The organism is Sphingobium sp. TomTYG65, assembly GCF_055395525.1.
This window is the reverse complement of record NZ_AP027330.1, coordinates 757893-776214: the sequence shown is the minus strand read 5'-3', so window position 1 is coordinate 776214 and position 18322 is coordinate 757893. Positions and strand designations below refer to the sequence as shown.

Annotated in this window: 21 protein-coding genes, 1 tRNA gene and 2 pseudogenes; 17 read left to right on the top strand and 7 right to left on the bottom strand. The window is 59.0% G+C overall.

What is annotated here, in order from left to right:
- Positions 1-2: 2 nt before the first annotated feature.
- Positions 3-659: an alpha/beta hydrolase gene (locus tag ACZ5Y5_RS03895; RefSeq protein WP_037463024.1), complete on the top strand. Its 657-nt coding sequence runs from the start codon at positions 3-5 to the stop codon at positions 657-659.
- A gap of 145 nt (positions 660-804) precedes the next feature.
- Positions 805-1890: an HPP family protein gene (locus ACZ5Y5_RS03890; RefSeq protein WP_464809885.1), complete on the top strand. Its 1086-nt coding sequence runs from the start codon at positions 805-807 to the stop codon at positions 1888-1890.
- On the opposite strand, the gene ACZ5Y5_RS03885 is transcribed toward ACZ5Y5_RS03890, so the two are convergent.
- Positions 1891-2088, bottom strand: coding sequence for a hypothetical protein (locus tag ACZ5Y5_RS03885; protein ID WP_464809884.1), 198 nt, complete (start codon positions 2086-2088; stop codon positions 1891-1893). It abuts the gene before it with no gap.
- A gap of 102 nt (positions 2089-2190) precedes the next feature.
- Between ACZ5Y5_RS03885 and rpiB the strand changes: the two genes are divergently transcribed.
- From rpiB to ACZ5Y5_RS03865, 4 genes and pseudogenes are all read left to right on the top strand, one after another.
- On the top strand, positions 2191-2628 hold the full coding sequence (gene rpiB / locus ACZ5Y5_RS03880; RefSeq protein ID WP_464809883.1) for a ribose 5-phosphate isomerase B: 438 nt from the start codon (positions 2191-2193) through the stop codon (positions 2626-2628).
- 12 nt (positions 2629-2640) lie between these two features.
- Positions 2641-3960, top strand: a complete 1320-nt coding sequence (gene glyA / locus ACZ5Y5_RS03875) for a serine hydroxymethyltransferase (protein ID WP_464809882.1) — start codon at positions 2641-2643, stop codon at positions 3958-3960.
- Positions 3961-4091: 131 nt separating this feature from the next.
- Positions 4092-4553, top strand: coding sequence for a transcriptional regulator NrdR (gene nrdR / locus ACZ5Y5_RS03870; protein ID WP_464809881.1), 462 nt, complete (start codon positions 4092-4094; stop codon positions 4551-4553).
- A gap of 4 nt (positions 4554-4557) precedes the next feature.
- A pseudogene (locus ACZ5Y5_RS03865) lies at positions 4558-5268 on the top strand (RNA methyltransferase); the annotation flags it as partial.
- Here the strand turns inward: ACZ5Y5_RS03865 and ACZ5Y5_RS03860 are convergent.
- Positions 5265-5561 carry a chorismate mutase gene (locus ACZ5Y5_RS03860; RefSeq protein ID WP_464809880.1) on the bottom strand — a complete coding sequence of 99 codons (297 nt, stop codon included), beginning with the start codon at positions 5559-5561 and terminating at the stop codon, positions 5265-5267. The pseudogene ACZ5Y5_RS03865 and the gene ACZ5Y5_RS03860 overlap by 4 nt on opposite strands.
- 179 nt (positions 5562-5740) lie before the next feature.
- On the opposite strand from ACZ5Y5_RS03860, the gene rpsD reads away from it, so the two are divergent.
- The 6 genes from rpsD (at position 5741) to ACZ5Y5_RS03830 (ending at position 10714) form a co-directional block, all read left to right on the top strand.
- Entirely contained in the window at positions 5741-6355 is a 615-nt protein-coding gene (rpsD, locus tag ACZ5Y5_RS03855; RefSeq protein WP_464810463.1) for a 30S ribosomal protein S4, read from the top strand.
- Positions 6356-6483: 128 nt separating this feature from the next.
- The gene (locus ACZ5Y5_RS03850) at positions 6484-8130 is read left to right on the top strand and encodes a M28 family metallopeptidase (protein WP_464809879.1); all 1647 of its coding nucleotides are present in this window, start codon (positions 6484-6486) and stop codon (positions 8128-8130) included.
- Between the two features lie 75 nt (positions 8131-8205).
- Complete coding sequence (locus ACZ5Y5_RS03845; RefSeq protein ID WP_464809878.1) at positions 8206-9192, top strand: agmatine deiminase family protein; 987 nt, start codon at positions 8206-8208, stop codon at positions 9190-9192.
- The gene (locus ACZ5Y5_RS03840; RefSeq protein ID WP_464809877.1) at positions 9189-9542 is read left to right on the top strand and encodes a DUF3147 family protein; all 354 of its coding nucleotides are present in this window, start codon (positions 9189-9191) and stop codon (positions 9540-9542) included. The genes ACZ5Y5_RS03845 and ACZ5Y5_RS03840 overlap by 4 nt, the downstream gene beginning before the upstream one ends.
- Before the next feature lie 13 nt (positions 9543-9555).
- Positions 9556-10404 (top strand): N-carbamoylputrescine amidase, encoded by an 849-nt coding sequence (gene aguB, locus ACZ5Y5_RS03835; RefSeq protein ID WP_464809876.1) that lies wholly within the window; start codon positions 9556-9558, stop codon positions 10402-10404.
- Positions 10405-10423: 19 nt separating this feature from the next.
- Positions 10424-10714, top strand: a complete 291-nt coding sequence (locus ACZ5Y5_RS03830; RefSeq protein WP_464809875.1) for a putative quinol monooxygenase — start codon at positions 10424-10426, stop codon at positions 10712-10714.
- On the opposite strand, the gene ACZ5Y5_RS03825 is transcribed toward ACZ5Y5_RS03830, so the two are convergent.
- Positions 10699-11382, bottom strand: coding sequence for a uracil-DNA glycosylase (locus ACZ5Y5_RS03825; protein WP_464809874.1), 684 nt, complete (start codon positions 11380-11382; stop codon positions 10699-10701). The genes ACZ5Y5_RS03830 and ACZ5Y5_RS03825 overlap by 16 nt on opposite strands.
- Before the next feature lie 23 nt (positions 11383-11405).
- Here ACZ5Y5_RS03825 and folK point away from each other — a divergent pair, with 23 nt between their 5' ends.
- The 3 genes and pseudogenes from folK to ACZ5Y5_RS03810 form a co-directional block, all read left to right on the top strand.
- A complete protein-coding gene (folK, locus tag ACZ5Y5_RS03820; RefSeq protein WP_464809873.1) occupies positions 11406-11918 on the top strand; it encodes a 2-amino-4-hydroxy-6-hydroxymethyldihydropteridine diphosphokinase in 513 nt (170 codons plus the stop codon).
- A 44-nt stretch (positions 11919-11962) separates the two neighbouring features.
- Positions 11963-12038: transfer RNA gene (locus tag ACZ5Y5_RS03815), tRNA-Lys, on the top strand.
- 171 nt (positions 12039-12209) lie between these two features.
- A pseudogene (locus ACZ5Y5_RS03810) lies at positions 12210-12437 on the top strand (DUF6998 domain-containing protein); the annotation flags it as partial.
- A 19-nt stretch (positions 12438-12456) separates the two neighbouring features.
- Here the strand turns inward: ACZ5Y5_RS03810 and ACZ5Y5_RS03805 are convergent.
- The 4 genes from ACZ5Y5_RS03805 to ACZ5Y5_RS03790 form a co-directional block, all read right to left on the bottom strand.
- Positions 12457-13524 (bottom strand): serine/threonine-protein kinase, encoded by a 1068-nt coding sequence (locus ACZ5Y5_RS03805; RefSeq protein WP_464809872.1) that lies wholly within the window; start codon positions 13522-13524, stop codon positions 12457-12459.
- Positions 13521-14558, bottom strand: a complete 1038-nt coding sequence (locus ACZ5Y5_RS03800; RefSeq protein ID WP_464809871.1) for a serine/threonine protein kinase — start codon at positions 14556-14558, stop codon at positions 13521-13523. Before ACZ5Y5_RS03800 ends, ACZ5Y5_RS03805 begins: the two co-directional genes overlap by 4 nt.
- Positions 14545-15552, bottom strand: a complete 1008-nt coding sequence (locus ACZ5Y5_RS03795; protein WP_464809870.1) for a PP2C family protein-serine/threonine phosphatase — start codon at positions 15550-15552, stop codon at positions 14545-14547. Before ACZ5Y5_RS03795 ends, ACZ5Y5_RS03800 begins: the two co-directional genes overlap by 14 nt.
- A gap of 77 nt (positions 15553-15629) precedes the next feature.
- Positions 15630-16208, bottom strand: a complete 579-nt coding sequence (locus ACZ5Y5_RS03790; protein WP_464809869.1) for a recombinase family protein — start codon at positions 16206-16208, stop codon at positions 15630-15632.
- Between the two features lie 158 nt (positions 16209-16366).
- On the opposite strand from ACZ5Y5_RS03790, the gene ACZ5Y5_RS03785 reads away from it, so the two are divergent.
- A complete protein-coding gene (locus ACZ5Y5_RS03785) occupies positions 16367-16531 on the top strand; it encodes a hypothetical protein (protein ID WP_464809868.1) in 165 nt (54 codons plus the stop codon).
- Positions 16532-16985: 454 nt separating this feature from the next.
- Complete coding sequence (locus ACZ5Y5_RS03780) at positions 16986-18314, top strand: DUF2971 domain-containing protein (RefSeq protein WP_464809867.1); 1329 nt, start codon at positions 16986-16988, stop codon at positions 18312-18314.
- The last annotated feature ends 8 nt before the right edge of the window (positions 18315-18322 follow it).

The following is an 18322-nucleotide window of genomic DNA, read 5'->3' as shown; positions in this document are numbered from 1 at the left end:
CCATGCCCGACGTTATTTTCCCCGGACCCGAAGGCCGCCTCGAAGGCCGCTTCAGCCCCCCGCCCCGTCCCCGCGCACCCGTCGCGATGATCCTGCATCCGCATCCGCAGGGCGGCGGCACGATGAATGATCGTATCACCCAGGCGCTCTACAAGACCTTCGTGAAGCGCGGCTTTGCCGTGTTGCGCTTCAACTTCCGGGGCGTCGGCCGCAGCCAGGGAACGTTCGACAACGGGATCGGCGAACTGAGCGATGCCGCCGCTGCGCTTGATTGGGTGCAGAGCTTCCATCCCGAAGCGCAGACCACCTGGATCGCGGGCTTTTCCTTCGGCGCGTGGATCGGCATGCAACTGCTGATGCGCCGTCCGGAAATCCGCGGCTTCATTTCGGTCGCACCGCCTGCGAACATGTACGACTTCTCCTTCCTGGCGCCTTGCCCCGCTTCGGGCATCATCGTGCAAGGCACCGCCGACGAGGTCGTGACCGCCAGCGCCGTGCAGAAGCTTGTCGATAAGCTCCGCACGCAAAAAGGGATCACGATCCATCATGATGAGATTCGTGGGGCCAACCACTTTTTCGAACATGAACTCGATCAGCTGATGAAGTCGGTCGACAATTATCTCGACATGCGCCTCGCTCCGGATTCACCGATCCGCTGAGCCTTCCGCCTGAAGGCTGCAAAGGCTGTTGAACCCTCCCCTTCACTCGAGGGGAGGGTTTTTGCTGCCGGGGAAGCGGGCATTTGAACGCATATATAATTTTGCGCTTGGCCAGCGGACCTCAGGGCGTTAGCCGCGCCCGGCTATGAGCGCCGACAAGAACGACCGCCTGATATGGAGCCGCTACTACAGCGCCTTCATCCCCGCGCCGCCCGGCCCTGGTTTCCTGGACCGGTTGAAGGCGGCGAGCGGCGCGATCGGCGGCATCGCGATTACGGGGCTGCTCTGCGGGCTGATGCTGGGTAATGGCATCGCTCACCCGCTGCTGGTGGCGCCCATGGGGGCGTCGGCAGTTTTGCTTTACGCCGTCCCGGCCAGCCCATTGGCGCAGCCCTGGTCCGTCTTTGGCGGCAACATCGTATCGGCGCTGATCGGGATCACAATCGCACGGCTGGTGCCAGACCCGACCATCGCTGCAGCGCTTGCAGTAGGCTGCGCCATCGCGGGCATGTCCCTGCTGCGCTGCCTTCACCCGCCAGGCGGAGCGGTGGCGCTGTCAGCAGTGCTGGGCGCAGCGAGCGGTCCACCCAGCTATATGTTCGCCCTAGTGCCGGTGGGCGTCAATACCGCCCTGCTGCTCGCCATCGCCATTCTCTTCCACCGGCTCGCCGGGCACAGCTACCCGCATGTCGCGCCCAAAGCGCCCAATGCACATGGCACAAGCGACCCGGCTCCCTTTTTGCGCACCCCGCCTTCGGAAGAAGATGTCGAAGAAGCGCTGCACGCCTATGGCGATGTGCTGGACGTCGATCCTGCGGACTTGCAGGTCGTCCTGCACGATGCCGAGCTTCGCGCGGCCGAACGGAGCCACGCAACGCTGACCTGCGGTGAAATCATGTCGTGCGACGTCATTTCGGTGCAAGATAGCGAACCTGTGAGCGAAGCACGCCAGTTGCTTCACAGCCGCCACCTGCTGTCCCTGCCCGTCCTCGACGACGCCGGCCGCGTCAATGGCGTCGTCGGCCCGCTGGACCTCGCCCGCGCCGGTGAACATGTGCGCGATATCGCTTCAGAGCCGGTGCTGGTTTCGAAAAATACCCCCGTGACGCAATTGCTCCGTCCCCTCACCAGCGGCCTCCGGCGAGAGGCTGTTGTCGTCGATCATGATGGGAAGCTGCACGGCCTGGTCACGCAAACCGATCTGCTGGCGGCGCTCGCCTTGCGCGCCTGATCAGTTGGGTCGCCGGTCCAGCATCGGAACGTCGGGACCGGGGATGGCGGAGATTGCAACATTGGCGAACATCACAAGTCCCGCTATGATCATCAGGACGCCGCGCTTGCGATCGCCCCTCTTCGCGATCACGTAAATACCGCCGCCGGTCAGGAGCAGTCCCGCCAGCATCAGGATGGATAAAATCGTTGCTGCCATGAAGCAGGCCATAAGCGGCCAGCTGGACTGTGGCAATTGCGCGCCGCTCCCCCTAAGAGGCGCGGGAACGAATCACCCATTGCGTGACAGGACAGCTTCACCGTGAAAATCGCCATCGCTTCCGATCATGCCGCCGTTGATCTGAAGGCGGAACTCGCAGACTGGCTGCGCGCCGAAGGGCATAAGGTCGATGATCTGGGGCCGGCGACGGCCGACCGTGTGGATTATCCCGATTTTGGCTACAAGCTTGCGTCCGCAGTCGCGTCCGGGGCGGCCGAGCGCGGCATCGCCCTGTGCGGGTCCGGCATCGGCATTTCGATCGCGGTCAACCGCAATCCGGCATGCCGCTGCGCGCTGGTGTCCGAACCGCTGTCGGCTGCGCTTTCCCGTGAGCATAATGACGCCAATGTCCTGGCGCTTGGCGCGCGTCTGACCGGCGTCGACATGGCCAAGGCGTGCGTCACCGCCTTCCTTTCCACCGAATTTGGCGGAGGCCGTCACAGCGGCCGCGTCGAAAAACTGTCCCAGCCCGCGCTTTAAGGAGCCTGCCCGATGAGCACCGCACCCCTCGCCCAGCCCGACCTGTCCGATATCCGCGCGGAAGGCTATTTCACGCGCAGCCTGGCCGACGCCGATCCGGCCGTGTTCGCTGGCGTCACCAAGGAACTGAAGCGCGAGCAGAACCAGATCGAACTGATCGCTTCGGAAAATATCGTGTCGAAGGCGGTGCTGGAGGCGCAGGGTTCGGTCTTCACCAACAAATATGCCGAGGGCTATCCGGGTAAGCGCTATTATCAGGGCTGCGCACCGTCGGATGAGGTCGAGCAGCTCGCCATCGACCGCGCCAAGGAAATCTTCAACTGCGGCTTCGTGAATGTGCAGCCCCATTCGGGCGCGCAGGCGAACGGCGCGGTGATGCTGGCGCTGACCAAGCCGGGCGACACCATCATGGGCCTGTCGCTCGACGCTGGCGGCCACCTGACGCACGGCGCCAAGCCCGCGCTGTCGGGCAAGTGGTACAACGCCGTGCAATATGGCGTGCGCGAAGACACGCACCTCATCGACTATGACGCGCTCGAAGCACAGGCGATCGAAGCCAAGCCCACCCTGATCATCGCGGGCGGTTCGGCTTATCCGCGTCACCTCGATTTTGCGCGCTTCCGGGCGATTGCGGACAAGGTCGGCGCGCTGCTGATGGTCGACATGGCGCATTTCGCCGGCCTCGTTGCCGGTGGTGCCCACCCGACGCCCTTCGGTTTCGCCGACGTCGTGACAACCACCACGCATAAGACCCTGCGTGGTCCGCGTGGCGGCATGATCCTGACCAATGACGAAGCCATTGCGAAGAAGATCAACTCGGCGGTGTTCCCCGGCCTGCAGGGCGGGCCGCTGATGCACGTCATCGCCGCGAAGGCCGTGGCCTTCGGCGAGGCGTTGCGTCCCGAGTTCAAGACTTACGCCCAAGCCATCGTAACCAATGCGAAGGCACTCGCGGCCAAGCTGGAGCAGCGCGGCCTGGCCGTCGTGTCCGGCGGCACCGACACGCACCTGGCCCTCATTGACCTGCGCCCCTACGGCATTTCGGGCAAGGATGCCGATGAGGCGCTGGAACGCAGCTTCATCACCTGCAACAAGAACGGCGTTCCGGGTGATCCGCTGCCGCCGACCAAGACCAGCGGCATCCGCGTGGGCTCGCCCGCCGGAACCACGCGCGGCTTCGGCGTTGCAGAGTTCGAGGACATTGGCGACATGATTGCCGACGTTCTGGAAGGACTGCGCGACAAGGGCGAGCATGGCGACGCGACGGTGGAAGCTGCCGTGCGGAACCGCGTCTCGGCTCTTTGCGCCCGTTTCCCGATCTACGAGGGCTGATCTGCCATCCGCTCGTGTCGAGCCCTTCGACCGCCTGCCAAGGCAGGCGCTCAGGACGGGCATGGTCGAGACACGCTTTGTGTGCCATTTCGTGTCTCGACTCGCTCGAAACGAACGGAGATATCTGCTGAATGCGCTGCCCCTTCTGTTCCCATGACGACAGCCAGGTAAAGGACAGCCGCCCGACGGAAGACGGCGCCGCCATCCGCCGCCGCCGCCAGTGCGAAGCCTGTGGGGCCCGGTTCACTACCTTCGAGCGCATCCAGCTTCGCGATATCTGGGTGGTGAAGAGCGAGGGGCGCAAGGAAGCCTTCGACCGCGACAAGCTCGCCCGGTCGATCGATATCGCCTGCCGCAAGCGCCAGATCGACCCAAGCCGCCTGGAAAAGCTCATTTCCGGGATCCAACGCCAGCTGGAGACCAGCGGTGAAGGCGAAGTCCCCGCGCGGGCGATCGGGGAAATGGTGATGGAGGGCCTGAAGCGGCTCGACAGCGTCGCCTATATACGTTTCGCCAGTGTGTATAAGGACTTCACCGACGCGCGGGATTTCGAGGATTTCGCGGGGAGCGTGAAGGAGGTTGGGAGTGAGTGAGGCTATCCAGCCCGTCATAGTCCTCGTCCGACCCCAGCTTGGCGAAAATATCGGTAAGGCGGCTCGGGCGATGCTGAATTTCGGCCTTACCGAATTGCGGCTAGTATCCCCCCGCGACGGGTGGCCCAATCCCGATGCGGGACCATCGGCGGCCGGTGCGGATATCGTGCTAGATCAGGCGGAACTGTTCGACAGCCTTGCCGATGCTGTGGCGGATTGCGCGCATGTCTATGCGACGACCGTGCGCAAACGCGGCGTGACCAAGCCCGTTGTGACGCCGGAAGAGGCCGCACGCGAGATTCATGGCGCCACAGGCCGATCGGCTTATGTTTTCGGTCCTGAGCGGTCAGGGCTGGAAACCGAAGATGTGGCGCTCGCCCGCAAGATACTGACGGTGCCGATCAATCCGGAGTTCGGGTCGCTCAACCTGGCGCAGGCGGTGATCCTTTGCGCTTATGAGTGGTCGAAGCAGGCCCAGCTGGAACAACCTACGCTGGTCGATCTAGGCGAGCCTGCCCCACAGGCTGAACTGGAAGGAATGATCGCGCAGTTCGAGGCGCTGCTGGAAGGCGCAGGCTATTTCTTTCCGCCGGACCGGGCGCCCGCCACCAAGCGGACCTTGCGGAACCTGCTGACGAAACCCGGCTGGAACCATCTGGAAGTCCGCACGATGCGCGGCGTTCTGTCGTCGCTGGGCAATCCGCGGCCGCGCTAAGCCTTCAAGCGGTCGAACTCGGTCATTTCATAGGCGATCGATGCTTCGACCAGTTGGTCCCACAAGGCGGCCAGGATTTCCGCCGGCGCGCCTAGGTCGGCGGCTTCCTGCCGAACATTGTCGATGACTTCCGCCTTGCGCGGTTCATCACGGACAGCGCTGCGATCCGGCTTGATCCGGGCAGCCGCGCGCATATGGGCGAAACGCTGAGCGAACAGCGCGACAAGCTGGCGGTCGATCTCGTCCACGCCGGCGCGGACCTCGGCCATGGTCGTGTAGTTTTCGGGGTTCATGGGCCAAGCTGACTAGGCCCGCCGCGCCCGCCTGTCGAGGGTTGACATGCATTGCTCGCTTCGCCATAGGCGCGCCTTCGCGATTGGTCCCGCATCCCGGTGAAGCGGTGGCCCTGCCCCTTTACGGCCAGCAGGCGATGACCGGGAATAACGTCGTTAGCTATTGCAAGGAATTCATCATGACGAAGCGCACCAGCGCCAAGTATAAGCTCGATCGCCGCATGGGCGAGAACATCTGGGGCCGCCCCAAGAGCCCGGTCAACAAGCGTGAATATGGCCCCGGTCAGCACGGTCAGCGCCGCAAGGGTAAAATGTCCGACTACGGCATTCAGCTGCGCGCCAAGCAGAAGCTGAAGGGCTATTATGGCGACATCACCGAAAAGCAGTTCAAGAAGAACTATATCGAAGCCGCACGCATGAAGGGCGACACCGGTCAGAACCTGATCGGCCTGCTGGAGCGTCGCCTGGACGCGCTGGTCTATCGCGCCAAGTTCGCGCCCACCATCTGGTCGGCTCGTCAGCTGGTTTCGCATGGCCACATCTATGTGAACGGCGTGAAGTGCAACATCGCCAGCCGCCTCGTGAAGCCGGGCGACGAAATCACCCTGGGCAAGAAGGCGCAGGAAATGGCGCTGGTTCTGGAAGCGCAGAGCCTGCCCGAGCGCGACATCCCCGACTATGTTTCGCCCGATGGCGCGAACAAGGTCACCTATGTCCGCGTTCCGACGCTCGACGAAGTGCCCTACCCGGTGAAGATGGAGCCCAATCTGGTCGTCGAATTCTATTCGCGCTAAGATTTCCATCACAGGAAATTTGGAAAAGGCGGTCCTTGCGGGCCGCCTTTTTTGTTTGCGCGTCAGCCTTGTTTGACGACCGGCCAACTGGCATCAACCTTCTATCATCGTCGATTCAAGGCCCTGCCATGCGCCCTTCATTCCTGACCTTCGCTCTCCTCCTCAGCGCGGGGACAGCTGCGATCGCAGCGCCTGCGGACATTACTCCGTCGATCGACACGATGAAGGAGGTGGTGAAGGAAATTTCCTCCGACGCGTATGAAGGCCGCGCTCCGGGCACAGTGGGAGAGGAAAAGACCCTCGCCTATCTGGTGCAGCGGTTCGAAGCGCTAGGCCTCAAGCCGGGCAACAAAGGCAGCTGGTTCCAGGATGTGCCGCTGGTCGAGATCAGCGCGAAAAATGTCTCACCCCTGCGCTTCACTGGGGGCAAGACGCCGCTTTCTCTCGATTATGGCTCGCAGATGGTCGTCGGCACCTACCGCACGACGCAACCCCATATTGAATTGAAGGACAGCCCCGTCGTCTTCGTGGGCTATGGGATCAACGCGCCGGAAAGGAAGTGGAACGACTATGCCGGGGTGAATGTCCGCGGCAAGACAGTCATCATCCTGGTCAACGACCCCGATTATCAGACACCGACACTGCGCGGCCCCTTCGGCGGGCGAGCGATGACCTATTATGGCCGCTGGACCTATAAGTTCGAAGAAGCCGCAAGGCAGGGCGCTGCGGCCGCCATCATCGTGCATGATACCGTCCCCGCCGCCTATGGCTGGAATGTAGTCCAGTCGAGCTGGACGGGTGCGCAGCATGTCGCCGACAACGTCAGCGGCAATGCGGATCAATCCGCCGCTGTCGGCTGGATGCAGAAGGACAAGGCGGCAGCGCTGATGGCCAGTGCAGGCCTCAACCTCGACACGTTAAGCGCTGCGGCCAAGAAGCGCGGTTTCAAGGCCGTGCCCCTGAAGGGGATCAAGGCCAGCCTGTCTTTCGACAATATGATCCGCAAGCATAGTTCGAAAAATGTAGTCGCGCTGCTGCCCGGTAAGACGCGACCCAACGAATATGTGCTCTACGCCGCGCACTGGGATCATCTTGGCCATTGCGAGGCAGCGCCCGATGGGGACGACATCTGCAACGGGGCGATCGATAATGCTACGGGCACCGCGGCGTTGATCGCGCTGGCGGAAGCCAATGTGAAGGCTGGCGCTACCGATCGCAGTCAGGTTTTCCTGGCGGTGACGGCAGAAGAGTCGGGGCTTCTGGGTTCAGCCTATTATGGCAACCATCCGGTATTCCCGCTCGGTCAGACAGTTGGCGGCGTCAATATGGACGCGCTCAGCATGGCTGGCCTCGCGCGCAATGTCGTAGTGATCGGCAAAGGCAAATCACAGCTGGACGCCTATCTCGACCGCGCACTGGCCGCGCAGAAGCGGGTGGCGAGCCTGGAGCCAACGCCGGAAAAAGGCTTCTACTATCGCTCCGACCATTTCAGCTTCGCCAAGCATGGCGTGCCGATGCTCTATTTCGAGGGCGGCCAGAATCTGGTGAAGGGCGGCACGGCGGCGGGAGCAGCAGCAGCCAAGGATTATGAAGAACATCGCTATCACGGCCCAAAGGATGAATATGATCCCAAATGGGATTGGAGCGGCGTGAAGGCGGATCTCAAGCTTTATTACGATGTCGGCCGGGCGCTGGCGAACACCCAAGACTGGCCGAACTGGACCCCGGGCGATGAATTCCGCGCTATCCGTGACCGGAGCCGGGCGGCTAAGTAGCGCATAGCATTTACGCTGTAATCTCCCCCGTGATCCTGTAGAGCGCGGCGGATAGCGCCAGACAGGAGAAAGCCCATGACATTCCGTATGCCTGCCGAATGGGCGCCGCATGAATGGACCTGGATCGGCTTTCCCGCCTCGCCGGAGGAATGGCCCGGCGCCTTCGATGATGCACGCCGGCAGATCGCGGACTTCGCGAACGCGCTTCATGCGGATGGACGCGGTGAGCAGGTGCGGCTGGTCGTCGCCACGCCTGCAGACGCCGACGCCGCTCGGGCGCTGGTCAAGCCGGGCGTCGAGATCGTGGTGCAAAAGCTCGGCGACGTGTGGCTGCGCGACACAGCGCCCATAGCCGTGATGCGCGGACCGGAGCGGGCGCTTGTGGACTTCGGCTTCAACGGCTGGGGCGGCAAATATCAGATGCCGGGGGACGAGGATATCGGCGCACGCCTGGCGGCCATGACGGGCCTTGCGACCTCGTCCCAGCATTGGGTGTTTGAGGGGGGAGCGGTCGACACCGACGGCACCGGGCTCTTCGTGACGACGGAGCAATGCCTGCTCAATCCAAACCGCAACCCGGATCTGGACCGAGGAAAGATCGAGACCCTGCTGGCGGGCGCTCTGGGGTTGTCCGACATGCTGTGGTTGGGCGACGGGCTGCTGAACGATCATACGGACGGCCATGTGGATAATCTCGCCCGCTTCGTAGCGCCCGGCGTCCTGGCCCTACCGGAAGCGAGTACGGACGATGATCCCAACGCATCCATCTATGCCGACGCCAAGGCCCGCGCGCTGGCGTTCGGACTGGAGGTGGCGCCGATCCCCTCTCCCGGCCGCGTAGTTGTGGATGGTGAGGTAATCCCGGCCAGCTACATGAACTTCTACATCGGCAACGCCGCCGTGATCGTGCCCATCTACGGCCAGCCCAATGATCAGGCCGCGCTCGATGCTCTCAAGCCCTTCTTCCCCGGCCGAGAGATTGTAGGGTTGCCCAGCGACGCAATCCTGTCCGGCGGCGGCAGCTTCCATTGTTGCAGTCAGCAGATGCCGTCTGCGGGATGAGCGGCATGCTGGTGCTTCGGGCACTCTTGTCCGGTATCATCATCGCCATCGTGTCCGTCGTGTCCCGCCGCTATCCTGCGCTGGGCGCGTTCATCGCATCGCTGCCTCTTATCTCGGTCCTGGGCATGATCTGGCTATGGAACGACCGGCCGGACGCCGAGAATATGGCGCGGCATGCAGAGGCGACCTTCTATTATGTTCTCCCCTCGCTGCCCATGTTCCTGTTGATCCCGCTATTGTTGCGGAAGGGCATTTCCTTTCCAGCCGCGCTGATCGCGGGTTGCGCCGTGACGATCCTTCTCTATCTCGCAACCGTCGCCATTGCCGCCCGTATGGGCATTCGTCTCTAGGACCTCAGAGGATATGACCAAAGTCACCGTCGCCGCGCTGCAGCTCGCCTTTTCCCAAGATATGGACGACAATATCGCCATGGTCGCCGACCATGTGGTGAAGGCTGCGGCGCGGGGCGCGAAGATCATCCTGCCACCCGAATTGTTCGAAGGTCCCTATTTCTGCAAGGTCGAGGATGAGGCCCTGTTCGCTAACGCCCAGCCCCTTGCCGAACATCCGGCCGTGCAGGAAATGCGCAGGGTCGCCAAGGCAGAGGGCGTCTATATCCCCACGAGCTTCTTCGAGCGCGATGGGCAGCATCATTATAACTCGCTCGCCATGATCGATGATGAAGGCGAGGTCATGGGGGTCTATCGCAAGAGCCATATCCCCGACGGCCCGGGCTATGAGGAGAAATATTATTTCCGCCCGGGCAATAGCGGCTTCAAGGTTTGGGAGACGCGCCATGGCACGATCGGCGTCGGCATCTGCTGGGACCAATGGTATCCCGAAGCGGCGCGAGTGATGGCGCTAATGGGCGCGGAGATGCTTTTCTATCCCACCGCTATCGGATCAGAGCCCTATGACGCCGATCTCGACACAAGCAGGATGTGGCGGCGCGCGATGCTGGGCCATGCCGTGAGCAACTGCATGCCCGTCATTGCCGCTAACCGCATTGGGGAAGAAGACGGCCAGAAATTCTATGGCCACAGCTTCATCTCCGACGAATGGGGCGATTTCGCTGCGGAAGCCGACGCCAAGGATAATGGCGCACTGGTCGCGACACTCGATCTGGCGCAGGCGCGCAAACACCGCGCAGGCATGGGCTTCTTCCGCGACCGGCGGCCGGAGCTTTACGGCCGGATCGCACAAGATATTTGATAAGAGGGAGAGAGAAGCCATGACGGTTGCGCGCCATTATGTGATGCTTGCCAAGGAAGGTTCGGAAGCGGCGTTAGACAGCGCTTTGCGCGCCGTTGCGGATGCGGTTCGTCCGCTGCCCGGCTGCGAAGGAGTGGAGATGCTCCGTGACCTGGCGAACGGACGGCGCTTCGTCTTCATCGAACGCTGGGCTGATGTAGAGGCGCACAAAGCCGCGGGCGGATTGCTCGACAAGAGCATCATCGCGCCGATGATGACTGCACTCGATGGCCCGCCCGAGGGCAGCTATCTTGACTATCTGCTGGGCTGATCGGACGCAGCACTCATCGCCAACAGCTCCGCCGCTCTTTCGAAGACGGCGGAGAACATCTCCTCCGTCAGCCGGCCTGTCATGATGTTCCTCTTGGAGCAATGATAGCTGTCGATGATGATCTTGCCGCTGGGCACGCGATGTTCCGCGAGATGGGCGAAGCGTGACTTCGGCAGCTTCCCGCCTAGTACCTTCACCGCCGATTGGTGGGCGACCTCCCCCAGCGCGATGAAGATCTGCGCGTTGGGCAATGCCGCTATAGCCGATTTCAGGAACAGGCGGCAGTTATGCGCCTCTTGCGGCAGCGGCTTATTCTGTGGCGGTAGACATTTGACCGCGTTCAGTATCATGACATCGCGCAACTCCAGCCCATCGTCCGCACGGCGCTCATAGGTCCCGTTCGTCCAGCCAAACTTGCCGAGAGTCGCAAAGAGCAGGTCACCCGCGAAATCGCCGGTAAAGGCGCGTCCGGTGCGATTGGCCCCTTCCTTTCCCGGCGCGAGCCCGACCACAACAAACCGCGCATTCGGGTCGCCGAACGCAGGCACTGGCGCGTTCCACCAGTCCGGATGCTCCGCTCGGCATGAGTCGCGCAATGCGGCGAGGCGCGGACAGAGGGGGCAGTCCAGCGGCGCCTCCGCGTGCGGGATAGGGCTTTGCAGCGTCATGCCCAGCGGTTAGGCGCTGTCGGATGCCCAAGACAAGCCTTCTTCATCGTTATGCGCTGGCCCTTGGGTCCAACCGCCCGCTTACGGCGGAGAGGACGCCCGCTCGTCTGTTGCAAGAGGCTAGGGCGAGGATTGCGGAACTCGGCACAATCCATGCCACCGCCCCGATCATCGCGACTGCTCCGCTCGGCCCCTCCCTCCGTCGGTTCGCGAATGGCGCGCTGCTATTGGAAAGTCGTTTACCCCCGGACGAGATGCTGAGCGCGCTCAAGCAGATAGAAGACCGGCTGGGTAGGCGCCGCCACCGCCGCTGGGGCGCGCGTAGCATCGACATCGACATCATCCTGTGGTCCGGCGGACGCTGGAACAGCCGCACATTGCATATCCCCCACCCGGCCTTCCGCAACCGCGACTTCGTCCTCTCCCCACTCCTCGGGATCGCCCCCAGATGGCGCGAGCCGATTTCAGGCCTATCCGTCCGACAGCTTCGCGCTCGCCTGCAAAAAGCGAGGCCTTTGCTGCGTCCTAGAGGTTGACCAGTCGCATCACCCCCTCTAGTGCGTGCGGACCTCGTCTCGGAGGGCCCTTAGCTCAGTCGGTAGAGCAACTGACTTTTAATCAGTAGGTCGCTGGTTCGAATCCAGCAGGGCTCACCAAACCAATAATTTCAAAGGTTTAGGTGATTTTTAAGGGCGATTGTCTCACAGATTGTATCACACTTTTCATAACCTCGAACTGCCGTTTATCGTCCGCGCCAGCGCCATCAGGGCATAAATCCTTCCCTGCCCCGTTCATCATCGGCATGAAGGAGTCGACTCGGGGGCGAAATGGAAGACGAATCAAAACTGCAAGCCGTGCAGCACATCATGGCTACGCTGTTTTCAGCGCAGAACGCATTAAGAGCTTTGGCCCCAGAGTTCCGTTGGGCCGGGCTAGGCAACCTTCTTGGCGACTACGGCGAGTATGTTGCCATCAAGCATTATGGGCTGACCAAGGCTCCTGCTGGCGCAAACGGCTACGATGCAGTCACCGCTGATGGGCAGAAGGTGCAGATAATGGCGAACCATTCCGCAGTTACCCAATCCGGCTCACCGGGTGGGCACGCGGAAGAGGAGCACCAGGGAAGGCAGAGTACGCAACTCTATCATTTGGCGCTAAACGCCCTCGGTCATTGTAGACACTATCAGCATGGAAATAAATCATGCTACCTGCAGCCGAGCGGATGCGACCATGGGACCCATTGATTGAGGTAACAACACCGACTTGCCTTGGCGCATTTGAGAAGCAAAGAGATGCGCATTTATCGATAAGGTCCGCCGTGCTGGGTCTATCCTCGGTTTTGAAGATCAGGCAACATTCAACAATTTCTTGCAATTCGCGAGCCAGCGGCGCGAACTGAGGGTTAGCTGTCATGAAACCTGGCCAAGGTGTTCGATCACCGTTGGTGATTCTGACAGGCACTTCAAAACCGAAGCCAAACGGCACCTCGCCGGTAAGAAGCCGAAACATCAAGGCTCCGAACGACCAAACATCAGCTTCTTTCCCAGGGTGCTGCCCCGGCCTTCGAAACATCATTTCGGGAGCCATATAAGGCAGAGCCCCCTTAACGGTTCCCGAAGTCGAGCGGGTCATATCTCCTGATTGTCGAGCCTGTTCAAATACCTCATCTGCTAGCGTGGCAATGCCGAAGTCGGATATTTTCACCACGTCGAACGGCAGCGGCCCGGAGGCCAAGAGGTTACTGGGCTTGAGATCACGATGAACTACCCCCGCCTGATGGGAGGCTGCTATTCCTTTGATTATGCCAAGAAATATGCGTGCTGCTTCATGCGGATCGATCCATGTTCCTTCTGGAACTGCCTGTTCCAAATTGGGGCCGAGAACAAGCTCTTCGATTAGATAAGGAACATTTCCATCCTCGAAATAATCGTAAGTTTTAGCGACAGAATGATGATTGATACGAGCGGCTATCCGGGCGCTATCGGCAAACCTCTTTAGGGCTTGCCCCGGCAACGGGGTCTTTAAAGCCACGCCCCTGTCTATCAAAAGATCAGTAGCACGATAAACCGCCTGCATGCCGCCATCCCCGATCTTACCTTCGATCCGATAGCGCCCTCCAATAATTGAGCCCTCAGCAATCATATGGCCACCTGCGGGTTAGAAAGATCGTAAGGAAGGCACCCCGCAAAGGTGCCATCGCCATGCCTGAATATGATCACTCCTGACGAAGTAATCCTATCGCCCTTAGTTAGGGCTTTATTGTTTATAGATATGTTACCTGTCACATCATCCACAGAAATATGATAACCGTTGTACAATAACGACAGCTTTCCTATCGTCGTTGTTATCGAAATCTTTGGATTCGCAGAATTTACCTGCGTTACTTTAGAGCCCTCAAATATGTTAGCACGGTGCTGATTGAAGAGAATTCTGGCACTCAGCATATCGCGCAGTTCGCTCATGGTCGGCCTGCCATTCGGATCAATCGAACAACAACGTTCAATAGCTGATCGAAATTCGCTATCTGCCTGCCCGAGAACAGATTTGCAAATATCGCCAAATGATGCGCCAATCTGATCCTGTTGGGCGACTAGCAGACTGATTGCCGTCTTTCCGAATGCAAACACATCAATCGCGTTCGAAAAGCCGATAGTTTTGTTTCCAAAGAGTTCAGGGGCCATATAGCCACGCGTTCCAGCTATACTTCTTGTCTTGTCGTCAACCCCGGATTGACGAGACAAACCAAAGTCTATAATTTTGATCACACCGTTATCATCAAGTCGAAGATTGTTTGGTTTTATGTCGCGATGGATCACCCCAGCAGCATGAATATCGGTTAAACCGGATGCCACTTGCCACAGGATTTTAAGATAATTCAGGTCTAAGGAAAATCTTCCCTCATCTAAGTCCGTCCCAGAGATATGTTCTAGGATGAGACCTTTTTCGATTTCTCCGTTGTAGTCATATTCGACTATGTCTAATAGTTCTACCACATGTTTAGCACGGAGGGCGAGCAATGCTTTCTGCTCATCAAGAAGTCTACCAGCATCTGCTGACTTCTTTACCCTCTTTAGCATCACTTTTCGGTCAAGGTGTTTATCTAAACACTCATGAACTTCGCTCATTCCGCCCCAAGATGCATTCCCGGTAGGCTCATATCGACTAGCGATCAGCATCGTTTTCTCCGCCACCGATATCGATCTCAATTTTCAGCTGCTCAGGAGCATTTTCCTTTTTGGTCTTTCGCGAAGTCGGTTTCCGCCTTCCTGTCGACTTCGCCTTGGGTTCAACGCCGCTCCGTTCGTGATGAAATTCACGCTGCGGCGTTGTAGGAAGCCAAATATTGACAGCTTCAACTCCGCATCCCCAAAGTTCTACCTGACCGGCCTCAAGATTCGCAGGTTCGGCAACAGACTTCTCAAAATCGACAACTGCGATACTTGCATTGTCAGGGCCGCTTAACCATCGAGCGAGGGCTATTGCCCGCTCCACCTTTGCCTTTGCGCCAGATGCGTTTTCTAACAGCGCGTAGAAAACATTCTCATCTATAAAGTGCGTACCATCTGAGGTTAGAATGATGCTTCCACCAGCATATGGCACCGTCGAAATATGCGGCTGCAATCCACGCCCCATGCCGATGAATTGAATAAGGTCCTTACCCTCCCCACCGAATGCGTCCTTCATGGTATCGTCGGTAGTGAGGCGTTTGACGCCCTCTGAATAAGGCAGATGGTATATGCGGCTGTCACCCACATTGACGGTCCAGATGCCGCCATGTCGGTTCCACAGAAGCGCTGACAATGTTGCACCACCTCGGCCAGAATAGCGGTCAAACACCAACCGGTTCGCCGATTCGGCGGCGCGGCGCACGGTTTCGATAGGATCGCCGGACTCCGGTTCCTCTACGAGGCTGGCTATGAACCCCGCGATTGCCAATGCCGCACAGTTGGCTCCATCAACCATGCCTCCCATGCCATCGCTTAGAATGACGATTGAAAAAGGATAAGCAGAGGGGGACTTCTTGAAGCGAACTGCCGCTACGCGGTCTTGGTTCTCCTCGCGGACGATTCCTACATCGGTCCCAAGAACAATTTGTGCGCCAGGAATGACCCTAACTGCGCGGTCGGAGACATCCCTTAGCGATCTCGCGATCTGACCTTGAATCGACATAAATTATTCCACCACCGAAAGGGCATGTCGGACAGATAGCAAACATCGGCCTGTAAGCTATCTAAATTGTTATTGATTCAGCACGCAGCGCAGTAGCGCTTGACCGTAGCTTCGGACAAACCGAATTGACGAGCCGTCCCCTTGATGCTGGCTTCGTTATCTTTGCGCCATTGAACTACATGAGCTGCGTCAGCAGCGAACGGTCGACCTAGGCTAACCTTCCCTCTATGGGTGCGCCCGGTAGCTGCTAGGGCCGCTCTAGCCGCTTCTCTACCGGCGTCACAGCGTTCCTTGATCCGGTTCCGCTCCATATCCGCAATCTGCGCCAGCACAGCGACAACTAGTTCCCCTACGCCTTTTGCGATGGGACCGAGGCCTAACACCTCAACCGTCACGCCCTTGTCGATGAGCTTCCTGATGGTCGCTTGAATATCCAGCGCGTCACGCCCCAGGCGATCAATCGCGGCGATATGAACGTGGTCGCCCTCTCGGACATAATTCAACAGAGCAGCGAAACCAGGACGATCAGCAGCAAGGATTGCGCCTGATACTCCCTCATCAATAAATTCTCTGTCGAAAGGTCCGGCGAGGGAAGCGCGCTGGCCTTCAATGGACTGGTCGCCGGTTGATACCCGATAATATGCCAGCTTGCTCATTAAGACCCCTTTCGACTCGCTCATAAGATACTGTCACAATATGAGCTATAGCGCATATGGCAACAGGATATCTTCTAAGCCCAGTAAGAAGCGCGATAGGAGGGCAGCGCAGCACTTAGAACTTTTGACCTATGAGAGATCACAGGTAGATACCGCTCATGGACGAAATTGAGAAACGTGCCGCAGCCATCCGTCAGGAACATGGCAACAAAGGCTTGAATTACATTGTGGAGAACAGGCGAAACGCAATCATGCAACGTGACGCTGATATGACTGCCTATTGGGATGCTATCGCAAGGGCCTACCAGCGCCTGCCCCGATGACGATCAGCAGCGCATTATTAAAGAGAAGCGGAAGCAGGGCGTTTCTTTTGGCGCACTGGCTAGGGAATATGCTGTTAGCCGCGCCGCCATTCAGAGGGTGGAAAAACGGATTACATAAGGGCATCATAGGCCGCGCCCTGGATCATAGGGGGCAACATGGCTGGCATCCGACCATTTTGCAGACAGAGACGCCTAAAGTCCTTGGACGAATGCGAAGGCCCACGCCTCCGTTTCAGTCCGATAACAACACCATCGATCAGTCCTGTCATTGTTGTCGCGGCAGGCATCGTTATCGGTGTTGGGCTGGGCTTTATCTTCTTCGCGTGATGCACCGCCCGCGACCTTCCCGTTGACTCTCACCCATGGAGCGACAGAAGGAGAGCCGCGACTATGACCGCCGAATGATGTTTATAGCTTTTAACCTCGATAAAACCGCTATAGTTGAGCAGACGAAATGACGATCCCCGCGAAACTCTACAAATATTGCCCGGTCAACGCCTATTCCCTTCGCGCCATTGTTAACGCGGAAGTCAGTCACTGCGCGCCACTGCTGTTCAATGATCCTTTGGACTGCAATCCCACGCTGCAAATGGACACTGGTAAAGACGAACTTACAACTCTCCTCCACAACATGCTCTCGCATGTTGACGATCTTGAGTTGGAGAAGGAGATAGACGTTCTCGAAGGCAGGGTTTCCCATATAGAGGACGCGGAGGAGCGCGATGCTGAGTTCTGCCGACTGATAAGTCAGAACATCCTGACAGCCTTGCGCACCGATCTTGGGCAGAGGGGGGTTCTCTCCCTGTCTAAGAACTGGAACAAGCCTCTCATGTGGAGCCATTATGCCGATCAGCATCGGGGAATCTGCATCGAGTATGATACTCATGGCCACAATTTCCCGAACTTGGGTAAGGTGGACTACAACAGCCGCCGTTCAATAAGCGCCAACGATCTTTACCAATGGAAGGTGAAGAGCAATCAGCACTCCGCTAAACGAGTCTATGATACCTACTTCTTCGCTAAAGCGCCTGAGTGGCAGTATGAGGAAGAATGGAGGGACATAGCAGACAAAGCAGGAGTCCATGCCCGCGAGTTTAACATATCAGCGATCTACTTCGGCATCCGAACCGACCCGGTATGGGAAACAACCATCGTTAAGATGCTGAACAGGGACCGTAATATAAAGCTACATAAGGTGCGGGCGGGCGAAGACAAGTTCGAGTTGCTTGCTGACGAGGTGAACCGCGAAAAGATCGAAGAGCAGGGCATCGTTCAACCGAATGGCTCTGTGGTCGACGTGATAAGCAAGAAGCCGTCCCGCGTGGTCGAACTGGATAAGTTGGACCTTCACACTGACTTGAAGGCGAGTGCTGCCCTGGTAGGGTTGGCTAAATTGGCGCTGGCTCCAAATCCGGCCTTCATCCCAGTTGACCCCGCCTTAACCGGAGGCCTCTCCGGTGCCGCGTCGAGAGCGATTTCGCAGGCATTGGGCGGAAAGCCGAAAGTAGAAAATCACGCCGAGAAGGCGCTGAGGGAAGCCGTGGAGGGCTTTGGGACGAAGCGCCAGACTGAAACCAATGTAGATAGAATACTTCGCGAAGCAGTAGAAGGGCACAAAGCCAACTCTGCTACGAGCGAAGCAGAACGTATTCTTCGCGAAGCGACAGGCGGCTTGATGCCGAACAACAAGGCTGGGATAGAGAGTGAGGCTGAACGCGTACGGCGAAAGGCTGCCGAGCAACTTGCCCCGCTAGATTGGTCTGGCAAGAAGCCGTCATCATGATAGGCGAA